This is a genomic window from Bacteroides sp. ET225 (assembly GCF_024733745.1).
Taxonomy (GTDB): Bacteria; Bacteroidota; Bacteroidia; order Bacteroidales; family Bacteroidaceae; genus Phocaeicola; species Phocaeicola excrementipullorum.
On the sequence record NZ_JANRHN010000028.1, the window covers coordinates 25,392 to 43,970 of the forward strand.

Annotated in this window: 8 protein-coding genes and 1 pseudogene; 4 read left to right on the plus strand and 5 right to left on the minus strand. The window is 50.6% G+C overall.

Annotation, left to right across the window (positions count from 1 at the left end; all coding sequences use genetic code 11):
• Nucleotides 1-10: 10 nt before the first annotated feature.
• The 4 genes from NW212_RS11600 to NW212_RS11615 form a co-directional block, all read right to left on the minus strand.
• Nucleotides 11-2,230 carry a glycoside hydrolase family 3 C-terminal domain-containing protein gene (locus NW212_RS11600; protein ID WP_258338805.1) on the minus strand — a complete coding sequence of 740 codons (2,220 nt, stop codon included), beginning with the start codon at nucleotides 2,228-2,230 and terminating at the stop codon, nucleotides 11-13.
• A gap of 47 nt (nucleotides 2,231-2,277) precedes the next feature.
• The gene (locus NW212_RS11605) at nucleotides 2,278-3,867 is read right to left on the minus strand and encodes a glycoside hydrolase 43 family protein (RefSeq protein WP_258338806.1); all 1,590 of its coding nucleotides are present in this window, start codon (nucleotides 3,865-3,867) and stop codon (nucleotides 2,278-2,280) included.
• Nucleotides 3,868-4,028: 161 nt separating this feature from the next.
• A complete protein-coding gene (locus NW212_RS11610) occupies nucleotides 4,029-5,588 on the minus strand; it encodes a Gfo/Idh/MocA family protein (protein ID WP_258338807.1) in 1,560 nt (519 codons plus the stop codon).
• 535 nt (nucleotides 5,589-6,123) lie between these two features.
• The gene (locus NW212_RS11615) at nucleotides 6,124-7,656 is read right to left on the minus strand and encodes a M60 family metallopeptidase (RefSeq protein ID WP_258338808.1); all 1,533 of its coding nucleotides are present in this window, start codon (nucleotides 7,654-7,656) and stop codon (nucleotides 6,124-6,126) included.
• 452 nt (nucleotides 7,657-8,108) lie between these two features.
• On the opposite strand from NW212_RS11615, the gene NW212_RS11620 reads away from it, so the two are divergent.
• The 3 genes from NW212_RS11620 to NW212_RS11630 all read left to right on the plus strand — a co-directional run bounded on the left by NW212_RS11620 (nucleotide 8,109) and on the right by NW212_RS11630 (nucleotide 16,333).
• Nucleotides 8,109-11,306, plus strand: a complete 3,198-nt coding sequence (locus tag NW212_RS11620) for a TonB-dependent receptor (protein WP_258338809.1) — start codon at nucleotides 8,109-8,111, stop codon at nucleotides 11,304-11,306.
• A gap of 7 nt (nucleotides 11,307-11,313) precedes the next feature.
• Nucleotides 11,314-13,215 carry a RagB/SusD family nutrient uptake outer membrane protein gene (locus NW212_RS11625; protein WP_258338810.1) on the plus strand — a complete coding sequence of 634 codons (1,902 nt, stop codon included), beginning with the start codon at nucleotides 11,314-11,316 and terminating at the stop codon, nucleotides 13,213-13,215.
• 304 nt (nucleotides 13,216-13,519) lie between these two features.
• The gene (locus tag NW212_RS11630; protein ID WP_258338811.1) at nucleotides 13,520-16,333 is read left to right on the plus strand and encodes a M60 family metallopeptidase; all 2,814 of its coding nucleotides are present in this window, start codon (nucleotides 13,520-13,522) and stop codon (nucleotides 16,331-16,333) included.
• A gap of 191 nt (nucleotides 16,334-16,524) precedes the next feature.
• On the opposite strand, the gene NW212_RS11635 is transcribed toward NW212_RS11630, so the two are convergent.
• Nucleotides 16,525-17,967: a sulfatase gene (locus NW212_RS11635; RefSeq protein ID WP_258338812.1), complete on the minus strand. Its 1,443-nt coding sequence runs from the start codon at nucleotides 17,965-17,967 to the stop codon at nucleotides 16,525-16,527.
• 389 nt (nucleotides 17,968-18,356) lie between these two features.
• Here NW212_RS11635 and NW212_RS11640 point away from each other — a divergent pair.
• Nucleotides 18,357-18,579, plus strand: a pseudogene (locus NW212_RS11640) (glycosyl hydrolase family 88); the annotation flags it as partial.

An 18,579-nucleotide genomic window follows, 5' to 3' on the forward strand; every position in this document is an offset into this window, starting at 1 on the left:
TTGGTTTATATCAGTAGAAGAAGCATTTGGTTTCTCCCTTCAGCTTAACTGGGCTGGACAAGATGCGGGATGTGAACCGTTCGGGAGCGCTCGGGCAGACATTGCCGGCATATACGGTGACTGTTCCCGGAGCGGTATTGGTATTTCCGCAATCGTCTACGTAAGCCAGGTCGTGCGTCGAGAGTTTGAAGACTACTGTTTTCTGTTCGCCCGGCTGCAAGGCCACTTTCTGGAAGCGTACCAGCTGGCAAATCGGAGCTTCCGGAGCAATGGCTTTGTGTGACAGATAAAGTTGCACCACGTCTTCGCCCGTACGCTTGCCCGTGTTTTTCACTTCCACACTTACGGTCAGGCTGTCGCCTATCTGCATTTCCTGAGGGCATTGCAGCTTGCTGTATTTGAAAGAAGTGTAGCTTAGTCCGTAGCCGAACGGATACAGCACGTCGCCTTTGAAATAACGGTAGGTGCGGTTGGACATGGAGTAATCTTCGAATGGCGGAAGGTCGGCGTCGGAACGGTAGAAGGTCACAGGCAGTTTTCCCGACGGATTGTAGCGTCCGAACAGAATGTCAGCCAGAGCCATTCCGGCAGCCTGTCCGCCATACCATGCCTGGATGATGGCCGGTATGTTTTCCGATTCCCAGTTGCAGGCGATGGCACTGCCCGACATGCAGACAAATACCATCGGCTTGTTCAGCCGGCTCAGCCGTTTCATCACTTCAGTCTGTACGGCAGGCAGCTGGATGGTGGTCCGGTCGCCTCCAATAAACCCTTCCGCTCCTCCTGCATCTCCCTCTTCACCTTCCAGCAGGGGAGAGATTCCTCCGGCATAGATAATCAGGTCTACATCCTTGTAGCGGTCGGCAAGATGTTCAAGGTCGGCATCTTTATTCAGTCTGGTGAAGTCCGATACCGCGTCGTATACAACTTCGATGCCTTTTTCCTGCTGCAAGGCTTCCAGCAGCGTCACGTTGTTGCTGGGTATGCCATTGTAGTTTCCGAGCTGGGTTGTTTCATTGTAGGCGTTCGGCCCTATCAGCGCTATTTTTCTGTATTTGTGCGACAGGGGCAGCAGGTTTCTGTCGTTTTTCAGCAGCACCATAGACTGCCGTGCTATCTTCAGTGCCTGCTCCTGGTGCGGACGGCATTCCAGCACGCTTTGCGGAATGTTGGCGTAAGGCACTTGGCTGGGAGGGTCGAACATGCCCAGGCGAAACCGTATCTTCAGCAGTTTTTTCAGAGAGATGTCTATCTGGTCTTCGGTGATCAGTCCGGCTTCTACAGCCTTTCCCAAGGAGCGGTATACATCTCCGCATTCCAGATCCGTTCCGTGCAGTACGGCATCGGCTGAGGCCGAAATGGAATCCGGATGTGTCTTGTGCCCGTAGAGAAAGTCTGTGATTGCCCAGCAGTCTGAAGTGACATATCCGTCGAATTGCCAGTCGTGCAGCAGTACTTTCCGCAGAAACAGGTTGCTTCCGCAGCAGGGCTGTCCGTTGAAGCGGTTGTATGCGCACATTACGCCAGAAACTTTCGCTTCTTTTACCAGACGGTAGAATGCAGGCAGATACGTTTCGTACAGGTCGTGCTCGCTGGCCGTCGCATTGAACGTGTGCCGCTGCGGTTCCGGTCCGCTGTGCACGGCGAAGTGTTTGGCGCAGGCCGACACTTTCAGGTAGCGGGGGTCATCTCCCTGCAGTCCTTTAACCATGGCGATGCCCATTTCAGAGGTCAGGTAAGGGTCTTCACCGTAGGTTTCGTGTCCGCGTCCCCACCGGGGATCCCGGAAGATGTTTACGTTCGGTGTCCAGAATGTCAGTCCGGTGTACCGCTGGAGGGTATTTCCTTTCTTTACGGAAGCGTTGTAGACGGCCCTGCCTTCATCAGCAATCATTCCGGCCGACTTGAACAGCTCTTCCGGATTGAATGTGGCCGCCAGTCCGATGGGCTGGGGAAATACGGTCACCTTTTCCGTGGAGCGGGCCACTCCGTGCAGGCATTCATTCCACCAGTTGTAGTCGGGTATGCCGAGGTGCGGTATGCCTTTGGAGGTATGAGTCATTTGGGAAATCTTTTCCTCCAGCGTCATGCGCGACACCAGGTCGTCGATACGCACGTTCAGAGGCAGTCCGGTATTGAGGTAGGGCAGTGTGTCCTGTGCATGTGAGAAATGCGTTGCCGCTCCCATGAGTCCGCACAGGAGGAGCCGCATGCAAATAGTTCTGTTCATGGTATGTTTTGTTTCTTAAGGTTGAAATAATTTATGTGCCTGTCTTTTCATTTGCCGATAAAATGAAACCAGTCGAAGTCTACATATCCTCCAATACCTTCCTCTGTTGTGCTGTAATTGAATAAAGCAAAGCGGTTGCCCGTCCATCGCAGCCCGTTTTTCATATAGAGGTCATTGCCTATGAGGTGGTAAGATTCTCCATCCAGGCTATAATAGAGATTGGCTTTAAAATTCCGGTCGGTTGCTCGCGCTCTAATCCAGATCCGTTCGCCGGTAAAGTTTTCTATTTCTTCTATAATTTGCCCGTGATTGCACATCACAATACTACGTTTTCCTTTGTTCTGGTGTATTCCGACATAGGCGTATGGCATTTCCCAAATTCCGAATCCGGCGATATTGCCGTCTTTCATCCCTCGTACATCCATAACCACAGTTCCAGTAGAGGACGGTCCTTGAACCCTTTGTGTAAGTGTGTTGCGGGCATTTAGCAGCGAATCTGCACGCATCGCTTTCAATCGCATGAAACCTTTGCGTTCCGTCAGGCTCCACATGCTGTTTTCCGGGTTGTGATTCCATTGCCATTGCAGCCCAAGTGTTTTCTTGTTAAATTCATCCGATGTGGCGGGAACTTTGATCGGGCTTTTCTTGCCAGTATCCGGTTTCTTATAGGTAATTACATCCCGTCCGTTGTCGCCCAGCATGGGCCATCCGTCTGTCCAGGTTACCGGAACGAGGTTGGGCACCCGGCCTATTCCGCCCCTGTCTTGCATGATGATGAACCACCAGTCACCGTTTTTCAGCTGCACCATCCCTCCCTGATGAAACCCGTTCTGAGGGTAGGTGTGGTCGTCATTCATAATCAGTTTATGCTCGTAGGGTCCGTAAATATTGTCTGACCGCAGGCAGATTTGCCATCCGTGACTGCCGCCGGCGGGACAGGTGATGTAATATTTGCCGTTTATTTTATAGGCATGGCTACCCTCCATTCCAAATCCTCCGCCAAACTCGTGTGCATTCTTGAACCTTTTTTCCCATATTTTGACAGGCTTTCCTTTTACTGATTTGGCATCAGCATTCAGTTCGGTTACGTAAAGCGTGCCTTGTCCGTGTACTACATAAACTTTTCCGTCATCATCAAACAGCAATCCCGGATCATACATGTATTCCGGAAAGATGGTGCGTTCCCATGGACCTTCCGGTTTGTCGGCAATGCAGATGGAGAAGTTTCCCTTTTCTCTTCCCCAGCCGTTCGGTGTGCAGAAACCTACGTAAAATTTTCCGTTGTGATGTCGGATTGTTGCAGCCCATGAGCCGTTCATGTACAGTGTGCCTCCTTTCATGTCGTAACGGGGGTCTTCGTTGTAGCGTTCTACGGCATAACCTGCCATTTCCCAGTTCACAAGATCCTTTGATTTCAGTATCGGGCAGCCGGGGACATATTGCATGCTGGTAGATACCATGTAGAAAGTGTCACCAACACGCATTACATCCGGATCTGCCCAGTCGCCCCAAAGAATGGGGTTTGTGAAAGTTCCGTCGCCGTTGTCCGGTGTCCATACTGTATGCAATTGAGCTTTGATTTGAAAAACGGCAAAGAAGCAGCTGAAGATAAAATAATAGAGTTTTGTGTGATTCATGGCTTTGTACGTTAATCTGTTTTTATTATAGGTCTGTTTTGAGAATAATTTTCAAACTGAAACGGAATAATATTTAGAGAGATTGTCCAGATATACACAAAAAATACGGAGCCGCAGGAATTCATTTTTCTCTGCGCCTCCGTATCTCTGCGTGTGGAGCCTTACTTAGACTTGTCTTCTTCGGCCCATTCCTTTGCGCCCTGCTCTTTCAGCTTGGCAGTGAAAGCCTTGGCCTTTTCCATGCTTTCCTGTTCAGCTTCGGGAGATGCATAGGCATGTTTGTAGCCTTTCACCACGTTCCATTCACCGCGTGTAAAGTCGGGGAACGCTACGGGAGCGCATCCGTTGTCCATCGAGAGTTCTCCCAGTTCGGCCAGACAGCACCATTCGGCAAGGTCGTAAACGTCCATGTCGAGCGGCAAACCGTTTTGCAGGCAATATACCAGACGGCTGTCCATGATGAAGTCCATGCCTCCGTGACCGCCCACTTCCTTAGCCATTTCGCCGTATTTCTTCAGAATGGGGTGCTGGTATTTCTCTACAAGCGCCTTTGATTCGTCTGCAGGCAGGAAGCCGTGGGCGCTCAGGTCGTCCACTTTGGGCTGTACGCCCGAAGCCGAGAGCTGGCTGGCATCCAGCGCATAGCCTTCCACCGGATACTTGTTGGCGAAGCCTTTGGTACCTGTCAATTGATACAGGCGGTTGTAGGGCTGCGGAGTCATTACGTCGTGCTGTATTTCAATAACCTTGCCGTTTTCCGTGCGGATCAGGGTGGTGGTATGGTCACCGTTGCGGAAGTTGCTGCAAGTAGAGTCTGTGCGCTCTTCTACCAGCGCTTTGCCGACAACTGACTTGGTGTCCATGGCTACCAGCGTCTTCATGCGGTCGCCGCGGTGGATGTTCAGCGCCTGTGCCACAGGGCCGAGTCCGTGAGTGGCGTACACATCGCCGCGGTGGCGCATGTTATAGTCCAGACGCCAGCCCAGCTTGTCATCCTTTCCGTTCTTCCAGTAGTAGTCCCAGAACTGGTCGAGATTGTGGATGTAGGCACCCTGTGCGCGGAGAATCTCTCCGAATACGCCGTTTTGCGCCATGTTCAGCGTGTTCATTTCAAACCAGTCGTAGCAGCAGTTTTCCAGAATCATGCAGTGCTTGCGGGTGGTTTCACTCAAATTGACCAGTTCCCAGCACTGCGACAGGTTCATGGCCGAGGGTACTTCGATAGCCACGTTCTTGCCATGTTCCATGGCGTATTTCGCGATGGGGAAGTGATGCAGCCAGTCGGCGGCGATATACACGAGGTCGATGTCTTCGCGCTGGCAAAGCTCTTCGTATCCTTTCTCGCCGTAATAGATGTCAGCCTTGGGCAGAGAAGCCGCCTTCAGGTACTTCTGGCAGCGTTCGGCACGTTCTTTTTCATAGTCGCACAGAGCCATGATCTGTGTGCCGGGGATGTGGGTAAAGCGTTCCACCGCTCCCGGACCGCGCATGCCCAGTCCGACAAAACCCACACGGACCACTTCCATCTTGGGTACAGTCAGTCCGATTACACTTTTTTGTCCGGCAGGGCGTTCGGGAGTTTCTACTACAATTGTCCCTTTGTCCCAACGCCATTCGGTTCCCTGCGCGCCTGTCTGCACGGCGGAATCCTGCTGTGCCGTGCAGGCTGTCAGACCTGTCAGCAGGCACAAGCTCAACGATAAATACTTCAGCTTTTTCATTTTAAAAATACATTTTATATGAAAAATAAAAAAAGTGGTTATGCAAGTCAGCAGTCCGGCTGCCGGTGAATATCCGCCGGCTGCCGGAAGGAAACCTGATGGAGGATCCGGAAAGATTTATCTCCAGGTTAAAGATACGTATTTTTAGGTTAGAGATATGTATCTTTAGGCTGAAAATTTATATCTTCAGGTTAGAGATAAAGATTTTTTATGGAACGGGGGTTGTTTTTTCCGTCGTTCCGCAGTTCCTTTCCGGTTTCCGGCCCTTTTGTTTCCCGTTTTTCCGGCAGACGGTTGCGGATCGCCTTTGGACTGTCCTTTGCAGAACCTGGGCGGAATCTTAGAAACTGTTTTGAATTTCTCCAAAAAGTTTTTCTTGGCTTGATGTGTTCGTTTTCGTGTGTGCTTTGGACTATTTTTTGGTCTTTTCCGCTTCTGTTCTTCGTCAGATAGCCCGCTATCTTCCTCATCACACAAACGGAAATGCCTCAAAAACTCATCCCAAATCAGCACACGATAAATTCAAAACAGTTTCTTAGTCTGTCAGCAAAGTCAGGTCCTTTCCAGGTTTGGGATAATGCTTCGACGCGATGTACTTCTTGGTATCTTCCACCATCTTGGGCGTGATCTCAAACCGGTAGTTCGCGTAGTCGCCTACCTCGAATGTGCCTGTAACGAAGAATCCCCATGCTTCGAAGAAGTCGGTCAGGTCTGTCTTCAGCAAATCGCAGCTCACTTTGGCAAACTCATACATGTTGTTGATGGAGGCGTTTCCGTGGCCTTTGTCCGGATGGGTGCGCATGTATTCCATCAGGTCGGCGTAGAAGTCCTTGTATCCTTTCTCCTGGGCATACAGGTAAAGCTGCCAGAAGGGAACCAGTTTTTCGAACGGGTCTTTTACGCACATGATGAACGGCTTTTCGGCTGCTTCTACCACATTCTTGTGGGCGTGTTCATAATTGTGGCTCTTGCTCAGACGGCTGGGCTGGCCTGCCTGACGCGCCACATACATCGTGAAGAGGTTGTTGCTCACTTCGGTCATCCCGCCCCAGGTAAGCTGCGGACGCATCTGCATTACGTGGCCGATTTCGTGATTCACTCCCCAGTCCTTGTAGATGTCCGGACCTAATGCCGATTTCATCGTGCCGTCGTTGCCGAGGAAAGCAACCCCGTCGCCGTCGCGGAACATGAAGTAGTTGAAGTTGACGCGTGCCAGAATGCGCTTGGGCGGTATGCGGTTGTATTTGACTGCACCGTTGAAGGTGTATTGCTGTTCCATGATCTTGTCGTAGGCTTCGGCCAGTTCCTTGCCCTCTTCATAGCGGAACTTCTTGAGGTATTCCACCGGATAGGCAAGCTGCATGTAGCGTGTCTTTACGTCCATCACGGGACTTACGGCATTGTCAAGCAGGCGTTTCCAGTCTTCGTTGGTCTGATTTTCCGCATCGAAGAATCCGTTCACCTTTCCCGTTACGAAGTGGATGGTGATGGCAGGCGCGGTTTCCGGATCGTCGGCAAAGTAGTCGATATAGACGTTGCCCGCCTTTTCCACGTTGATTACGTTGACACCCTCGTGCAGCTCATACCGTTGTCTTTTCAGTCCCCAGCCTTCCGGGTCTTTAGTTGGTTCGTAGCCGGGAGTCGGCTGCCGCATCCAGTCGGGTATGAGCAAGGCAACCCTGCGTCCGTGCAGGTCGCCGGCCAGCACCACGTTTTCGCCTTTTTCCAGGTAAACGCCGGTGATGTTTTCGTAGCGGCTGTATCCGTCATACAGTTTGAGCGCCTTTTCCAGTGTTTCGTTCGAGGGGACGGGCTTATAGCTTTTCAGCAAGAGTCCGGCCTGGTAAGTGCCGGCCTGCATCTGCTCGGCCAGTTGCTTCATGAGCGGACTGCTGAATTCTTTCAGTTGTTTTTTCTTGAAATTCTTTCCCAGTTCCGAAGCGGTCCAGTCACTGAAGTAATTCAGGTCTTTCGTGATGGCCTGGGTGGAATACGAGGCGGTTTGTCCGAGAACGGAAGTGCCGATGCAGCACAAGGCTGCCGCCGTCCATGTTCTGAGTGTTTTCATGTCAGTAGTTCTTTCGTTAATGTTTATTCATAAAATGGTTGTTAACTCTTTGGCAAAAATAGCCTTTATCTTTTAATGTTACGGCAGATTGCGTCCAAAAGTGTATACTTGTGCGTGCAGGCTTTGCTTTTTAGCTTTTCTGTCCGGTCGTCGCAGGGGAGATTCGGAACAAGGCAGGGATTTTTTTTGTTCAGAAGGGCTATTTAAGACTTGTTCCGTTATAATGAAGTGTAAAGCAGCTTGTTAACATTTATGTCTTGGATTATATATCCCCTTTTTGGACGGATATGTATCCTTGTGTTCGAGTGTTAAAAATAAAAGGATGGACACACGTGTACTTCGATAAAGAAAATATAAGCCTTGTCTATTATAATAGATTTGCATATTTGCAAACAGAAAAACTCTAATTAAAGTTTTATTTATACTTTTTATACACTTAAAATTTAATGCCTATGCATCAAAAAGAAAAGAGCCTGTTGCAAGGCTGTATTTCCAGCCTATTGGTAGGAGGTACTTTGTGGCTGTCGGCTTTTCCGGCCTGCGCTATTCCGGCGGAGAGTCTGGCGAAGGATATGGCCGCATCAGTCAGCGCAGTACAGCAGAAAGGACATGAGATTACAGGTACGGTAACGGATGCCAAGACAAGCGAACCCTTGATCGGGGTGACTGTAATGGTGAAAGGGACTACCAATGGTGTCATGACTGATGTAGACGGACAATTCCGTCTGAATTGTAAAGAAGGCGATGTGCTTCAGATTTCTTACATCGGTTATGAAACTAAGGAAGTGAAAGTCGGTTCGTTGAAAATGTACATGGTTGAAATGAATGAGTCTGCCGAAATGCTGGAAGAAGTTGTGGTTACCGCTTTCGGTGTGGGACAGAAAAAAGCCAGTATGGTAGGTTCGGTCAGCCAGGTGCGTTCAGAGGATCTGCGTGTGCCCTCTGCCAGCTTGAGCTCTTCTTTCGCCGGCCGTCTGTCGGGTGTGATTGCCGTGCAGCGAAGCGGTGAGCCGGGTGCCGACGGTGCAGACTTCTGGATTCGCGGTAAGTCTACGTTCAGCGGCGCGACGGGTGCCCTGATTGTATTGGACGGTGTGGAAATCAGTGCGCAGGAACTGAATGCCCTTGATCCTGAAGCTATTGAAGGATTCTCTATTCTGAAGGATGCCACGGCTACCGCCCTCTATGGTACGCGCGGTGCCAACGGTGTCATGATCGTAACGACCAAGTCGGGTAAGAATCTGGACAAACCGATCATCAATTTCCGTCTGGAAGGTGCGCTGACTCAGTTGACTGACGTTCCCCAGACGGTGGACGGCGTGACTTACATGAACTTGTATAACGAGGCGCTGACTCGTCCCAATGCATCGGGCACGCCTTACAGCGAGGACAAGATTAACGGAACGCTGAATCATTTGAATCCTTACATTTATCCGGACGTGAACTGGTATGACGAGATGTTCAAACGGAACGCTTTCTCGCAGAAGGCCAACTTCAATATCCGGGGCGGAAGCAAGAAGATGGATTACTTCATGAGTGCCGGAATCAAGCACAGCGACGGTAACCTGAATTCCATGAGTTCGGACTATTTCTCTTACAACAACAACGTGCGTGTAACGAACTATGATTTCATCAACAATTTGAACGTATACGCTACGCCGACAACTAAACTTTCGTTGGGACTGAACCTTTCGGTAAGGGACTGGAAGGGTCCGAACATGTCGGTGAACGATATCTTTGCCTACAGTTTGATTGCCAACCCGGTTGACTTCCCGATCATGTATCCGGCAGGCACGGGAGGCATCGTTACGGAAGATATCATGTGGGGTGCCAAGTCGGGCGGACCGTATGATACAGGATTCCGAAACCCGGTAGCTGAATATGTGCGCGGCTACCAGACCAACATGCAGAGCATCGTGACTGCCAACTTCAAGATTGAGCAGGACTTGAGCATGCTGCTCCCCGGCCTGAAATTCAGCGGTTTGTTCTCTTACAAGAACAAGAATATCACGATTGTTCACCGCAGCAGCGCATACAACGGTTACGAACTGGAGTCTTACGACCCCGAAACACTGGACTATACCTTACGCAATACAAACAAGGAGGTGGATACTGCCATCAATACGACGGGCGGACATGGCGGCGAGCGCAACATGTATTTGCAGGCCATGCTGGACTATAACCATACGTTCAACGACGTGCATGCCCTGAACGTGATGTTCCTCTTCAACCGCCAGCAGTATGACACCAATATCCCCAGCGATTTGTTCAGTTCGCTGCCGAAGCGCAAGCAGGGTATAGCGGGCCGTATATCGTATGCCTATGCCAACCGTTATCTGGCGGAAGCCAATTTCGGTTACAACGGTTCCGAGAACTTTGCTCCGGACAACCGTTACGGTTTCTTCCCTTCGTTTGCCTTGGGTTATACCATTTCGGAGGAAGATTTCTGGGAGAAGCTCCGTCCGGTAGTGTCCATGCTGAAGATCCGCGGTTCGTGGGGTCTGGTCGGTAACGATGATACCAGCAAAACAGTCGGCCGTTTTGCCTATCTGGAAGATATCTCGCTTTCGGGTGGTCCCAGTTATGTCACCGGTACTAATCAGAATATTAAGCTGAGCGGTCCGAAATGGAACCGTTACTATAATTCCCAGTTGGGCTGGGAGGTAGGCGAGAAATGGAATGTGGGTATGGACCTGCAGCTTTTCAATTCGCTGAACCTTACGTTTGATGTCTTCAAGGAAACCCGCCGCGACATCTTCTTGTCCCGTTCAGGTACCATCCCCCAGTTCCTCGGAATGGCAGGAGCAGCCGTTTACGGCAATCTGGGAAAGATGAAGAACGAAGGTGTGGATCTTGCATTAGACTATAACAAGCAGGTAAACAAAGACTTGTTCATCTCGTTCAAGGGAACGTTCACCTATGCTCACAACACCATTCTGGAGCGCGACGAACCGCCTTTCCGCGAATATCCGAACCTCTCTACCATCGGTCATTCCGACGGACAGTATCTGCTCTATATAGCCAACGGTCTGTTTCCCGACGAAGCTACCATCAAGAACAACCCGAAACAGAATCTGGGATTTGACCCGCAGCCGGGTGATATCTGGTATAAGAACCTGCCCAACTATGCAGGCGAGTATGACAACGTGATAGACAGCAACGACCGTATGTATGTGGGCAATCCGAAAGATCCGGAAATCGTCTACGGTTTCGGACCCTCTGTCAAATGGAAGAACTGGGACTTCTCATTCTTCTTTCAGGGTGCCGCCAAGACATCTATCCTGATGTCCGGTTTCCATCCTTTCGGTTCGCAGGGCATCAACAACGTGTTCCAATGGATTGCCGACAGCCACTGGAGCGAGGATAATCCCGACCCCAACGCCGAATACCCGCGTCTGTCGAAGCTTGACAACCCGAACACCACGGCTTCGTCTACTTTCTGGCTGCGCAACGGTGCGTTCCTGAAACTGAAGAACGCGGAAATCGGCTATACGTATAAGGGATGGCGTTTCTATGTAAGCGGAAGCAACCTGCTGACATTCTCACCCTTCGACTATTGGGATCCGGAAATGGGAAGCGGAAGCGGCTTGAAATATCCGACCCAGCGTGTGTTTAATTTCGGTGTACAAGTAACATTCAACAACAAATAAACGAACGATGAAGAATCTATATAAACTGATGCTTGCTCTGGCTTTGACCGGACAGCTGACATCATGCGACTATCTGGACATTGTGCCGGATGAACGTGCGCAAGAGTCCGATACCTGGAAGACTCCCAATTCCATTAAAGGTTACCTTTATTCTTGCTACGGATATATGCCTTTGCCTCGTCAATACCCCGGCTCTTACTGGTTGCCGGAAGAAATGACGGCTGTGACCAAGGAGCTGTTCACTACCTTCAAGTATGGCACTTACAGTCCTTCCAGCTTAAGTTATACTACCCAAACATGGGCCACAGTGTGGAACGGTATCCGTCAGTGCTATAAGTTTGAGGAAGCTTTGGAGAACGTTTTCTCTACGAATGTCAGCGAAGAGACAAAAGTCACCTATAAGGCAGAAGCTGATTTCCTGATCGCTTACTATCATTTCTTGTCTTTGCGTTCCTACGGACCGACCATGATTATCCGCGGTGTCATTGACCAAAACACGCCTATCGCAGACTTCCCCGAGCGTAGCAGCTACGATGAAGTGGTGCAGTTTATTAATGACAAGCTGGATGAAGCCATTCCCCATCTGCCCGACACGTGGAGCGGCGACGATTACGGACGTGCCACTCGTTTGCTGGCACTGGCTTTGAAGTCGCGCATGTACCTCTATGCCGCTTCGCCTTTGTTCAACGGAAACTCGGAGATGTACAGCAGCTTTGTCAGCCCGATAGACGGACGTCACCTCATTTCGCAGGAGTATAGTGTGGAAAAGTGGCAGAAGGCTGCCGATGCATCGAAGTATGCCATTGATGAACTGGAAAAGGCCGGCTTCCATCTGTATGATGATGCGGCGGCAGGCACACCCACCGATGACAAGCCGGGACTGCCCAATGCGGCTCAGCGTCGTCTACGCTATACGATTCTGGACTTTAATAATAATCCGGAAGTCATCTGGTGCGATACGCGTAATGAAGAATATTATGGAATCCAGCGCCGTACAGCCCCTCGGCAGAATTCAGGAACATATAAAGGCGGCATTAGTTGCGTTATATGTCCTACATTGCAATCTGTGGAGCGTTTCTATACAGAGAACGGTTTGCCTATGGATATGGACAAAACCTATGACTATGAAAACCGTTACGAATACATTGACGCTCCCGTAAACAATGATGGCAACAATTACGATGGCGGCTCATCGGCGGGCAAGGTGATGAGCCTGACCACTCACCGTGAACCCCGGTTCTATGCTTGGGTGGGATATCACAACGGTTATTTTGAGTTCAACCGTTATGAAGACAAGGATCCGGGCAACGGTGATCCGGCTAAGAGAGTTGTTAAGTTGCAGTTTTTGAAGAATGATCCGCACGGACGCGGTAATCGTACAGACGCTGAGTATTCTATTTCTGGATTTGCCAATAAAAAATGGTCTTATCCGAGCTTTCAGGGAGCTATGATCGAGTGCCCGATGGTACAGTTCCGTTTGGGTGAAATCTATCTGAACTACGCTGAGGCTTTGGTAGAGCTTAACCGCTTGGATGAAGCCAAGGTTTATATTGACAAGATTCGCGAGCGTGCCGGCATTCCTTCGGTAGACGAGGCATGGAACAACTACTCCACCAACCCCGGCTATCAGGACACACAGGATGGCTTGCGCCAGATTGTGCGCCAGGAACGTATCAACGAGCTGTACTTTGAGGGGCATCTTTTCTTCGATTACCGCCGCTGGAAGGTGGCCGAACAGTTTGTGGGCATGCCCGACCGCGGTTTGAACACGCTGGCTGAAACTATCGAAGATTTCACGCCGATGGATCTGCCGTTGCAGCGCAGCTTCCATAAGGGGCAGTATCTGATGCCGATTCCGCAGGACGAAATAAACAAGGCTCCGCAGATTGTGCAGAATCCGTACTATTGATTTAGGAATGTCGGATGGCGGCGGGCCGGAACAGGATATGCCCGGCTTGGCTTAAGGTTGTTTCCCTGCTTGCGGGAAGGAGCCGGGGACAGGCCCGCCGTTGCTTTTGACACGGAAGAAAGGTAAAAAAAGAAAGATTGCTACGTAGGGATAAGGGAACGCAGGCAATGCAGATTCCGTATATATTGATGCGCATCCGGGATTGTCGTATCCCGTGTGTGCCGGTTATCGGCTGCATTGTCTGTATTCTTTTTTAGAATGAACACTTATTTTCTAACGGATTAATTCGTAAAACATGGAAAACATGAACAACTTTCTGAAAACGAAGGCGGCGGCTCTCTTTGCGGCTGCTGCTCTTCTCGGCGGCTTGTCCGGCTGCTGGGACGAAAATGAATGGGAAAGCATTCCGAACGGCGCATTCCTGCAGGTAGCGGAAACTTCCCTGAACTTTGATTCGCCTGCCACAACCTATCAGCTGGAGGTGAAGTGCAATGAAGAATATGTCGTAGGTTATGGCAACGGACTGGAGAACTGGTGTACGGCAACGAAGGACGAGCTGGGCGACCTGACGCTGAACATCACTGAAAACACGGAAAAGGACGTGCGTCGCGGCGAACTGTATATCAAAGCGCTGTCGCAGACAGATACCATCTCTGTAGCGCAGCTGGGATGGGGAAAAGCCATTCTGGTGTCCGAGTCTGTGGTGAACATGAGCGAAACAGGCGGCGAGTTCGATATTGACGTGACTGCCAACGTGCCTTATAATTTTGATTTTGCTGGCAGCGACTGGGTTCAGGAAACCGCTTCGGCTTCTTCACGCGCTTATGAAACGGTGACCAAAACCCATCACTTCTCTGTTCTTCCCAATAAGGGAGAAGCGCGCAACGCTTCGATTACTGTAGACGATGTGGAAGGCAGCGAGGATATCGGGGCCGCTACATTTACTGTCAGCCAGAAAGGGCTGGGCAGCTACGAACCGGGAGCGCCTGAAACAGGAGAGGATATTAAAATTATGGCAAATTCTGTGGAAGGAGATGGTGGTGAACGTCCCAATAACGTGTTCGAGTATATGATAGATGGAGATTTGGAGAACTTCTGGCAGAACAACTGGACGGCTCCTAAATTCCCATGTTATATCGAGTTTACATTTGATGAACCGCAGTCTATGGACTATATAGTCTATTATCCTAGTGCCAACGGCCATTTCAAGAATATTGAGATACAAGTGTATTCTGACGTTAACAAGACTCGGAGTGCCGAGTATCATACGGTTTGGTCAGGTGTGATGAAACAATCTTCCGGGAGTACACGTATTGACTTTACGGAGTCACAGGCCGGAGTGACCAAGGTAAAGTTTATCATCACCGATACTTATACCAGTGGAGCCGCCCGTTGCAGTGAGATGGAGTTTTATCAGAAAGACCCGAACACTTTTGACTGGACGACGATCTTCGCCAACCCCGCCTGCACGGAACTGAAGTCGGGCGTTACGGAACAGGATATCCTGTCTTGCGAACACTCGTTCTACAAGAACATGGCATGGTACATGTACAACGACCGCTATCCGCGCGAGTTCCGCATTGCCGACTACAAGGCATATCCGCATCCGGATGTGCAGGCTAAGGAAAACAAGACTACCACCTACAGCCTGCTTGACAATCCGACCGGCATTCAGGTGGCTGCTGACGAGAACCTAGTAGTGATGGCCGACCTGAAAGGACAGGAATCCGTAAAGATCCGCGTGCAGAATCTGGATACGCCGGGAGAAGACGGATTCGGAGGAAATGAATATGCGGTGAAGGAAGGCATCAATACCATCAAGATGAAAGAAAAGGGACTGGTGTACGTGATGTATCACACGGCCGACTATGAAACGGCACCCGAAATCACGCTGCACTTCGCCTCCGGAAAGGTGAACGGCTATTTCGACAGCCAGAATCTGGCACACGAAGGACGCTGGAACGAGCTGCTCTCCGCCGCCGTAGACAAGCATTTCGATGTGGTAGGCAAGTACGCTCACCTCACGTTCCCCACGCTGAACTTCGTGAACAACACCCGGGACGGTAAGGAACTGATTGACACGTATGACGAGCTGGTGTACAACGAACAGGTGTTCCTGGGACTGGAGAAATACGGACGCATGTTCAAGAACCGCATGTATTTCAACGTGATGTACTCTGACAGCTACATGTATTCTACCAGCTACCGCACTTCGTATTCGGCCGGAACGATAGACGCTCTGACCGATCCCGACAAGCTGCGGACAACTGACTGCTGGGGTCCGGCGCATGAAGTGGGCCACAGCAACCAGACACGTCCGGGACTGAAGTGGCTCGGAACAACGGAGGTGACCAACAACATTACAGCTCTTTACATCCAGACCACCATCTTCGGAAATGACTCCCGCCTGGAGTTGCAGGACTTCTACAACAAGGCGTGGAACAGTCTGATGGTTCCGGGAATCGCTCATGCGCAGGAAACTGACGTCTTCCGCAAGCTCGTCCCCTTCTGGCAGCTGGAACTGTATTACGGAAAGGTACTGGGCCGCACGCCGACTCAGCAGGCAGACAAGGGCGGCTTCTATCCCGACGTGTATGAATATGTCCGCATAAACGAAGATCTGGAAACGGCAGGCGAACAGCAGCTGGAATTCGTATACAACTGTTGTGTGAATGCCAAGGCCAATCTGCTTGACTTCTTCGGCAAGTGGGGCTTCCTGACTCCGGTGGATACGGAAATCGACGACTACGGCAAGGGCCGCCTTACAGTGACGCAGCAGCAGATTGACAATCTGAAAGCGCGTGTGGAAGGATTGGGTTACGCCAAGCCCGATGTGGCTCTGGAGTATATCACAGACTACATGGTGGACAGCTACAAGAACAAAGACAATGTGGTTGCAGGCTCAGCTTCGCGCAGCGGCAACACCGTTACGCTGGCCAACTGGCAGCATGTGGCAGCTTTCGAAGTGAAAGACGCTTCGGGCAAACTGGTTTACGTGTCCGAAGGCATCGCTCCGGGATCGTCCAGCCGCGAGTTTACGTTGACTACCGACTGGGCAAGCGGTTTTACGGTATACGCAGTGTCGGCTGCAGGCAACCGTATGCCGGTGAATTTCTGAACCGTCTGAATCATGGCGGAGTGCCGTCATCAGACGCATGACGCTGTGTGAAATTCTATATCTCTAGCCTAGAGATATAAATCTCCAGCCTGAAGATGCACATCTTTAACCTGAAGATATGTATCTTTAAGCTGGAGATTGTTTTTTCATGTCTGCCGGAAACTTCTGTTCCGGCCGTGGCATTCTTTTTCTTATATGCTTTTCATTTGTTTCTGTTCTTTTGCCTTTTTCATCTGTGTGCCAAATGCAGCCGTCTGCTTCTCGTATTGTTCGCTGGTGGCTGCATTCCGGTTTTCGTCCGGATCCGCCTGATGGTCAAACAGCAGCTTGCCGGTCAGTTGCCGTGCGTCATTATGCCATTCGGCGTAACTGTACCGTCCGTCCACCAGATTCTCTCCTTTGACCCATTGGATGTAGGCATAGGGGCGGTGCTTTTTTTGCGGTTGGACAAGTGTGGGCAGAAAACTTTTTCCTTGCAGATGCGAGGGCAGCGGGATGTGGCAGGCTTTGCACAGGGTGGGATAGATGTCGACGAATTCAACAATGCTTTGCGAACAGGCGTGTTTCCATCCGGGACCTTTGATGATAAGCGGAACGTGCGTGGATTCTTTCAGCAGCGTGTGCTTTCCCCAGAAGTCGTGTTCTCCCAGATGCCACCCGTTGTCGCCTAACAGTACGACGATGGTATTTCTGTCCAGCCTGAGCCGTTTGAGTTTGTCCAGCACCAGGCCGATCTGTGCGTCGACAAAGCTGACGCAGGCGTAATAGGCGTGCCGGGTTTTCCGATGGAACGCTTCGGAAGATGTATCGTTTGTTTGAGTATATTGGCAGATTTCCCGGGAACTCTGCACCTGCTTGGGCAGTCCCGACGGACGGTATCTGTTGCCGGCAATTGCTATGCTGTCTTCTTCATACAGATCCCAGTATTTTTGCGGGGCGATGAAAGGCAGGTGCGGCTTTCTGAAACCGACAGCCAGAAAGAAAGGCTCTTTCCTTTCTTTCAGTTCGCCCAGTTTCTGTATCGCTTTCCGTGCAATCGTGTTGTCTTCGTAGCAGCTGTCCGGCAGGTCGGCCGACTCATAATACGCTCCCCGGTGACTTCGGGGATGCAGATCTTTTTCTTCGACGGTCTTTTTCCATACATTCCATTTGTTGTAGGTTGCCCAGTCGCCGCTTGCCGGACTTACAATCCACGGAGTTTCGCTCCAACTGTCCGTGCGGTCGTCGTGGTGATGGAACACTTTTCCTAACGAAACCGTATGGTATCCTTGCTCCTTGAATGCCTGAGGGAGGGTGGTGACTCCGGGCAGGTCGTTTTGGGAGTATGTTTCGGCATCGACAAATCTTTTTCGTTCAAAGTCCGGATATACGCCTGTCAGCAGGCTGGCGCGTGAAGCGCCGCTTACCGGCACGTTGCAATAGGCATTCCGGAATACGACAGACTGTGATGCCAGCCGGTCGATGTTGGGTGTCTGTACCGGGCTTCCGTAGCATCCTAATTCCGTCCGCAGGTCATCGACAAAGATGAACAGGACGTTTTTCTTTTCCTGCGCATGCAAGGAAAGCGAGCACAGGCAGGATGTGACCGACAGCCATCCTGTCTGCTTGACGAGTTGTTTGAATGATGTTTTCATGTCAGTAGTTTTCATTGTTTTCGCAGGCTCTAAGATAGGTATTTTTATTTATGCGGCGGGAATAAATAGTCCAATAAGGCATACGTGCAGATGCAGGTCTTTGTGAAAAATATAATATATTGATAAATAGAGTTTTACTTAGTGTAAAGAAGGCTTTAACACTCATTCGTTGGCCGCATTTGTAGCTGGTTTGGACAAAATCTCCCCTTACATCCGTATGTTAAATCGAAAAGGGCACATGATATATCCCCTAATTTTGGATGAATCCTTACCAGTGCATGTGCTGGATTTCCTACTTTTGCGTCATGACATTGAACTGAATTAATGAACCGTGACGGTGTGTCGCGAGCGGATTGCGCATGCCGCCACAACTAAAACAATTATCGTTTATGAATAGAAACAGCAAGGTAAAAATGATTGCGGCTTTCTGCCTGTCCTGCGCGTTCGGTCTGCTCCACGCGCAGGATGCGGAGAAGGCATTCGTTAAGGAGAACATGACTTTTGCGGCCGGGCAGTACCGGCTGATGTTGCAGACTCCTGCCCAGGGCAAGGACGGCAAGGGTGTGATGCCTCACAGCACGCGCAAGGACGGGACAGTGTCGAAGGCGAGCA

Excerpts from the sequence above, each read along its gene's own strand:
- NW212_RS11600 (WP_258338805.1), bottom strand. The coding sequence starts at position 2,230 with ATGAACAGAACTATTTGCATGCGGCTCCTCCTGTGCGGACTCATGGGA.
- NW212_RS11605 (WP_258338806.1), bottom strand. The coding sequence starts at position 3,867 with ATGAATCACACAAAACTCTATTATTTTATCTTCAGCTGCTTCTTTGCC.
- NW212_RS11610 (WP_258338807.1), bottom strand. The coding sequence starts at position 5,588 with ATGAAAAAGCTGAAGTATTTATCGTTGAGCTTGTGCCTGCTGACAGGT.
- NW212_RS11615 (WP_258338808.1), bottom strand. The coding sequence starts at position 7,656 with ATGAAAACACTCAGAACATGGACGGCGGCAGCCTTGTGCTGCATCGGC.
- NW212_RS11620 (WP_258338809.1), top strand. The coding sequence starts at position 8,109 with ATGCATCAAAAAGAAAAGAGCCTGTTGCAAGGCTGTATTTCCAGCCTA.
- NW212_RS11625 (WP_258338810.1), top strand. The coding sequence starts at position 11,314 with ATGAAGAATCTATATAAACTGATGCTTGCTCTGGCTTTGACCGGACAG.
- NW212_RS11630 (WP_258338811.1), top strand. The coding sequence starts at position 13,520 with ATGAACAACTTTCTGAAAACGAAGGCGGCGGCTCTCTTTGCGGCTGCT.
- NW212_RS11635 (WP_258338812.1), bottom strand. The coding sequence starts at position 17,967 with ATGAAAACATCATTCAAACAACTCGTCAAGCAGACAGGATGGCTGTCG.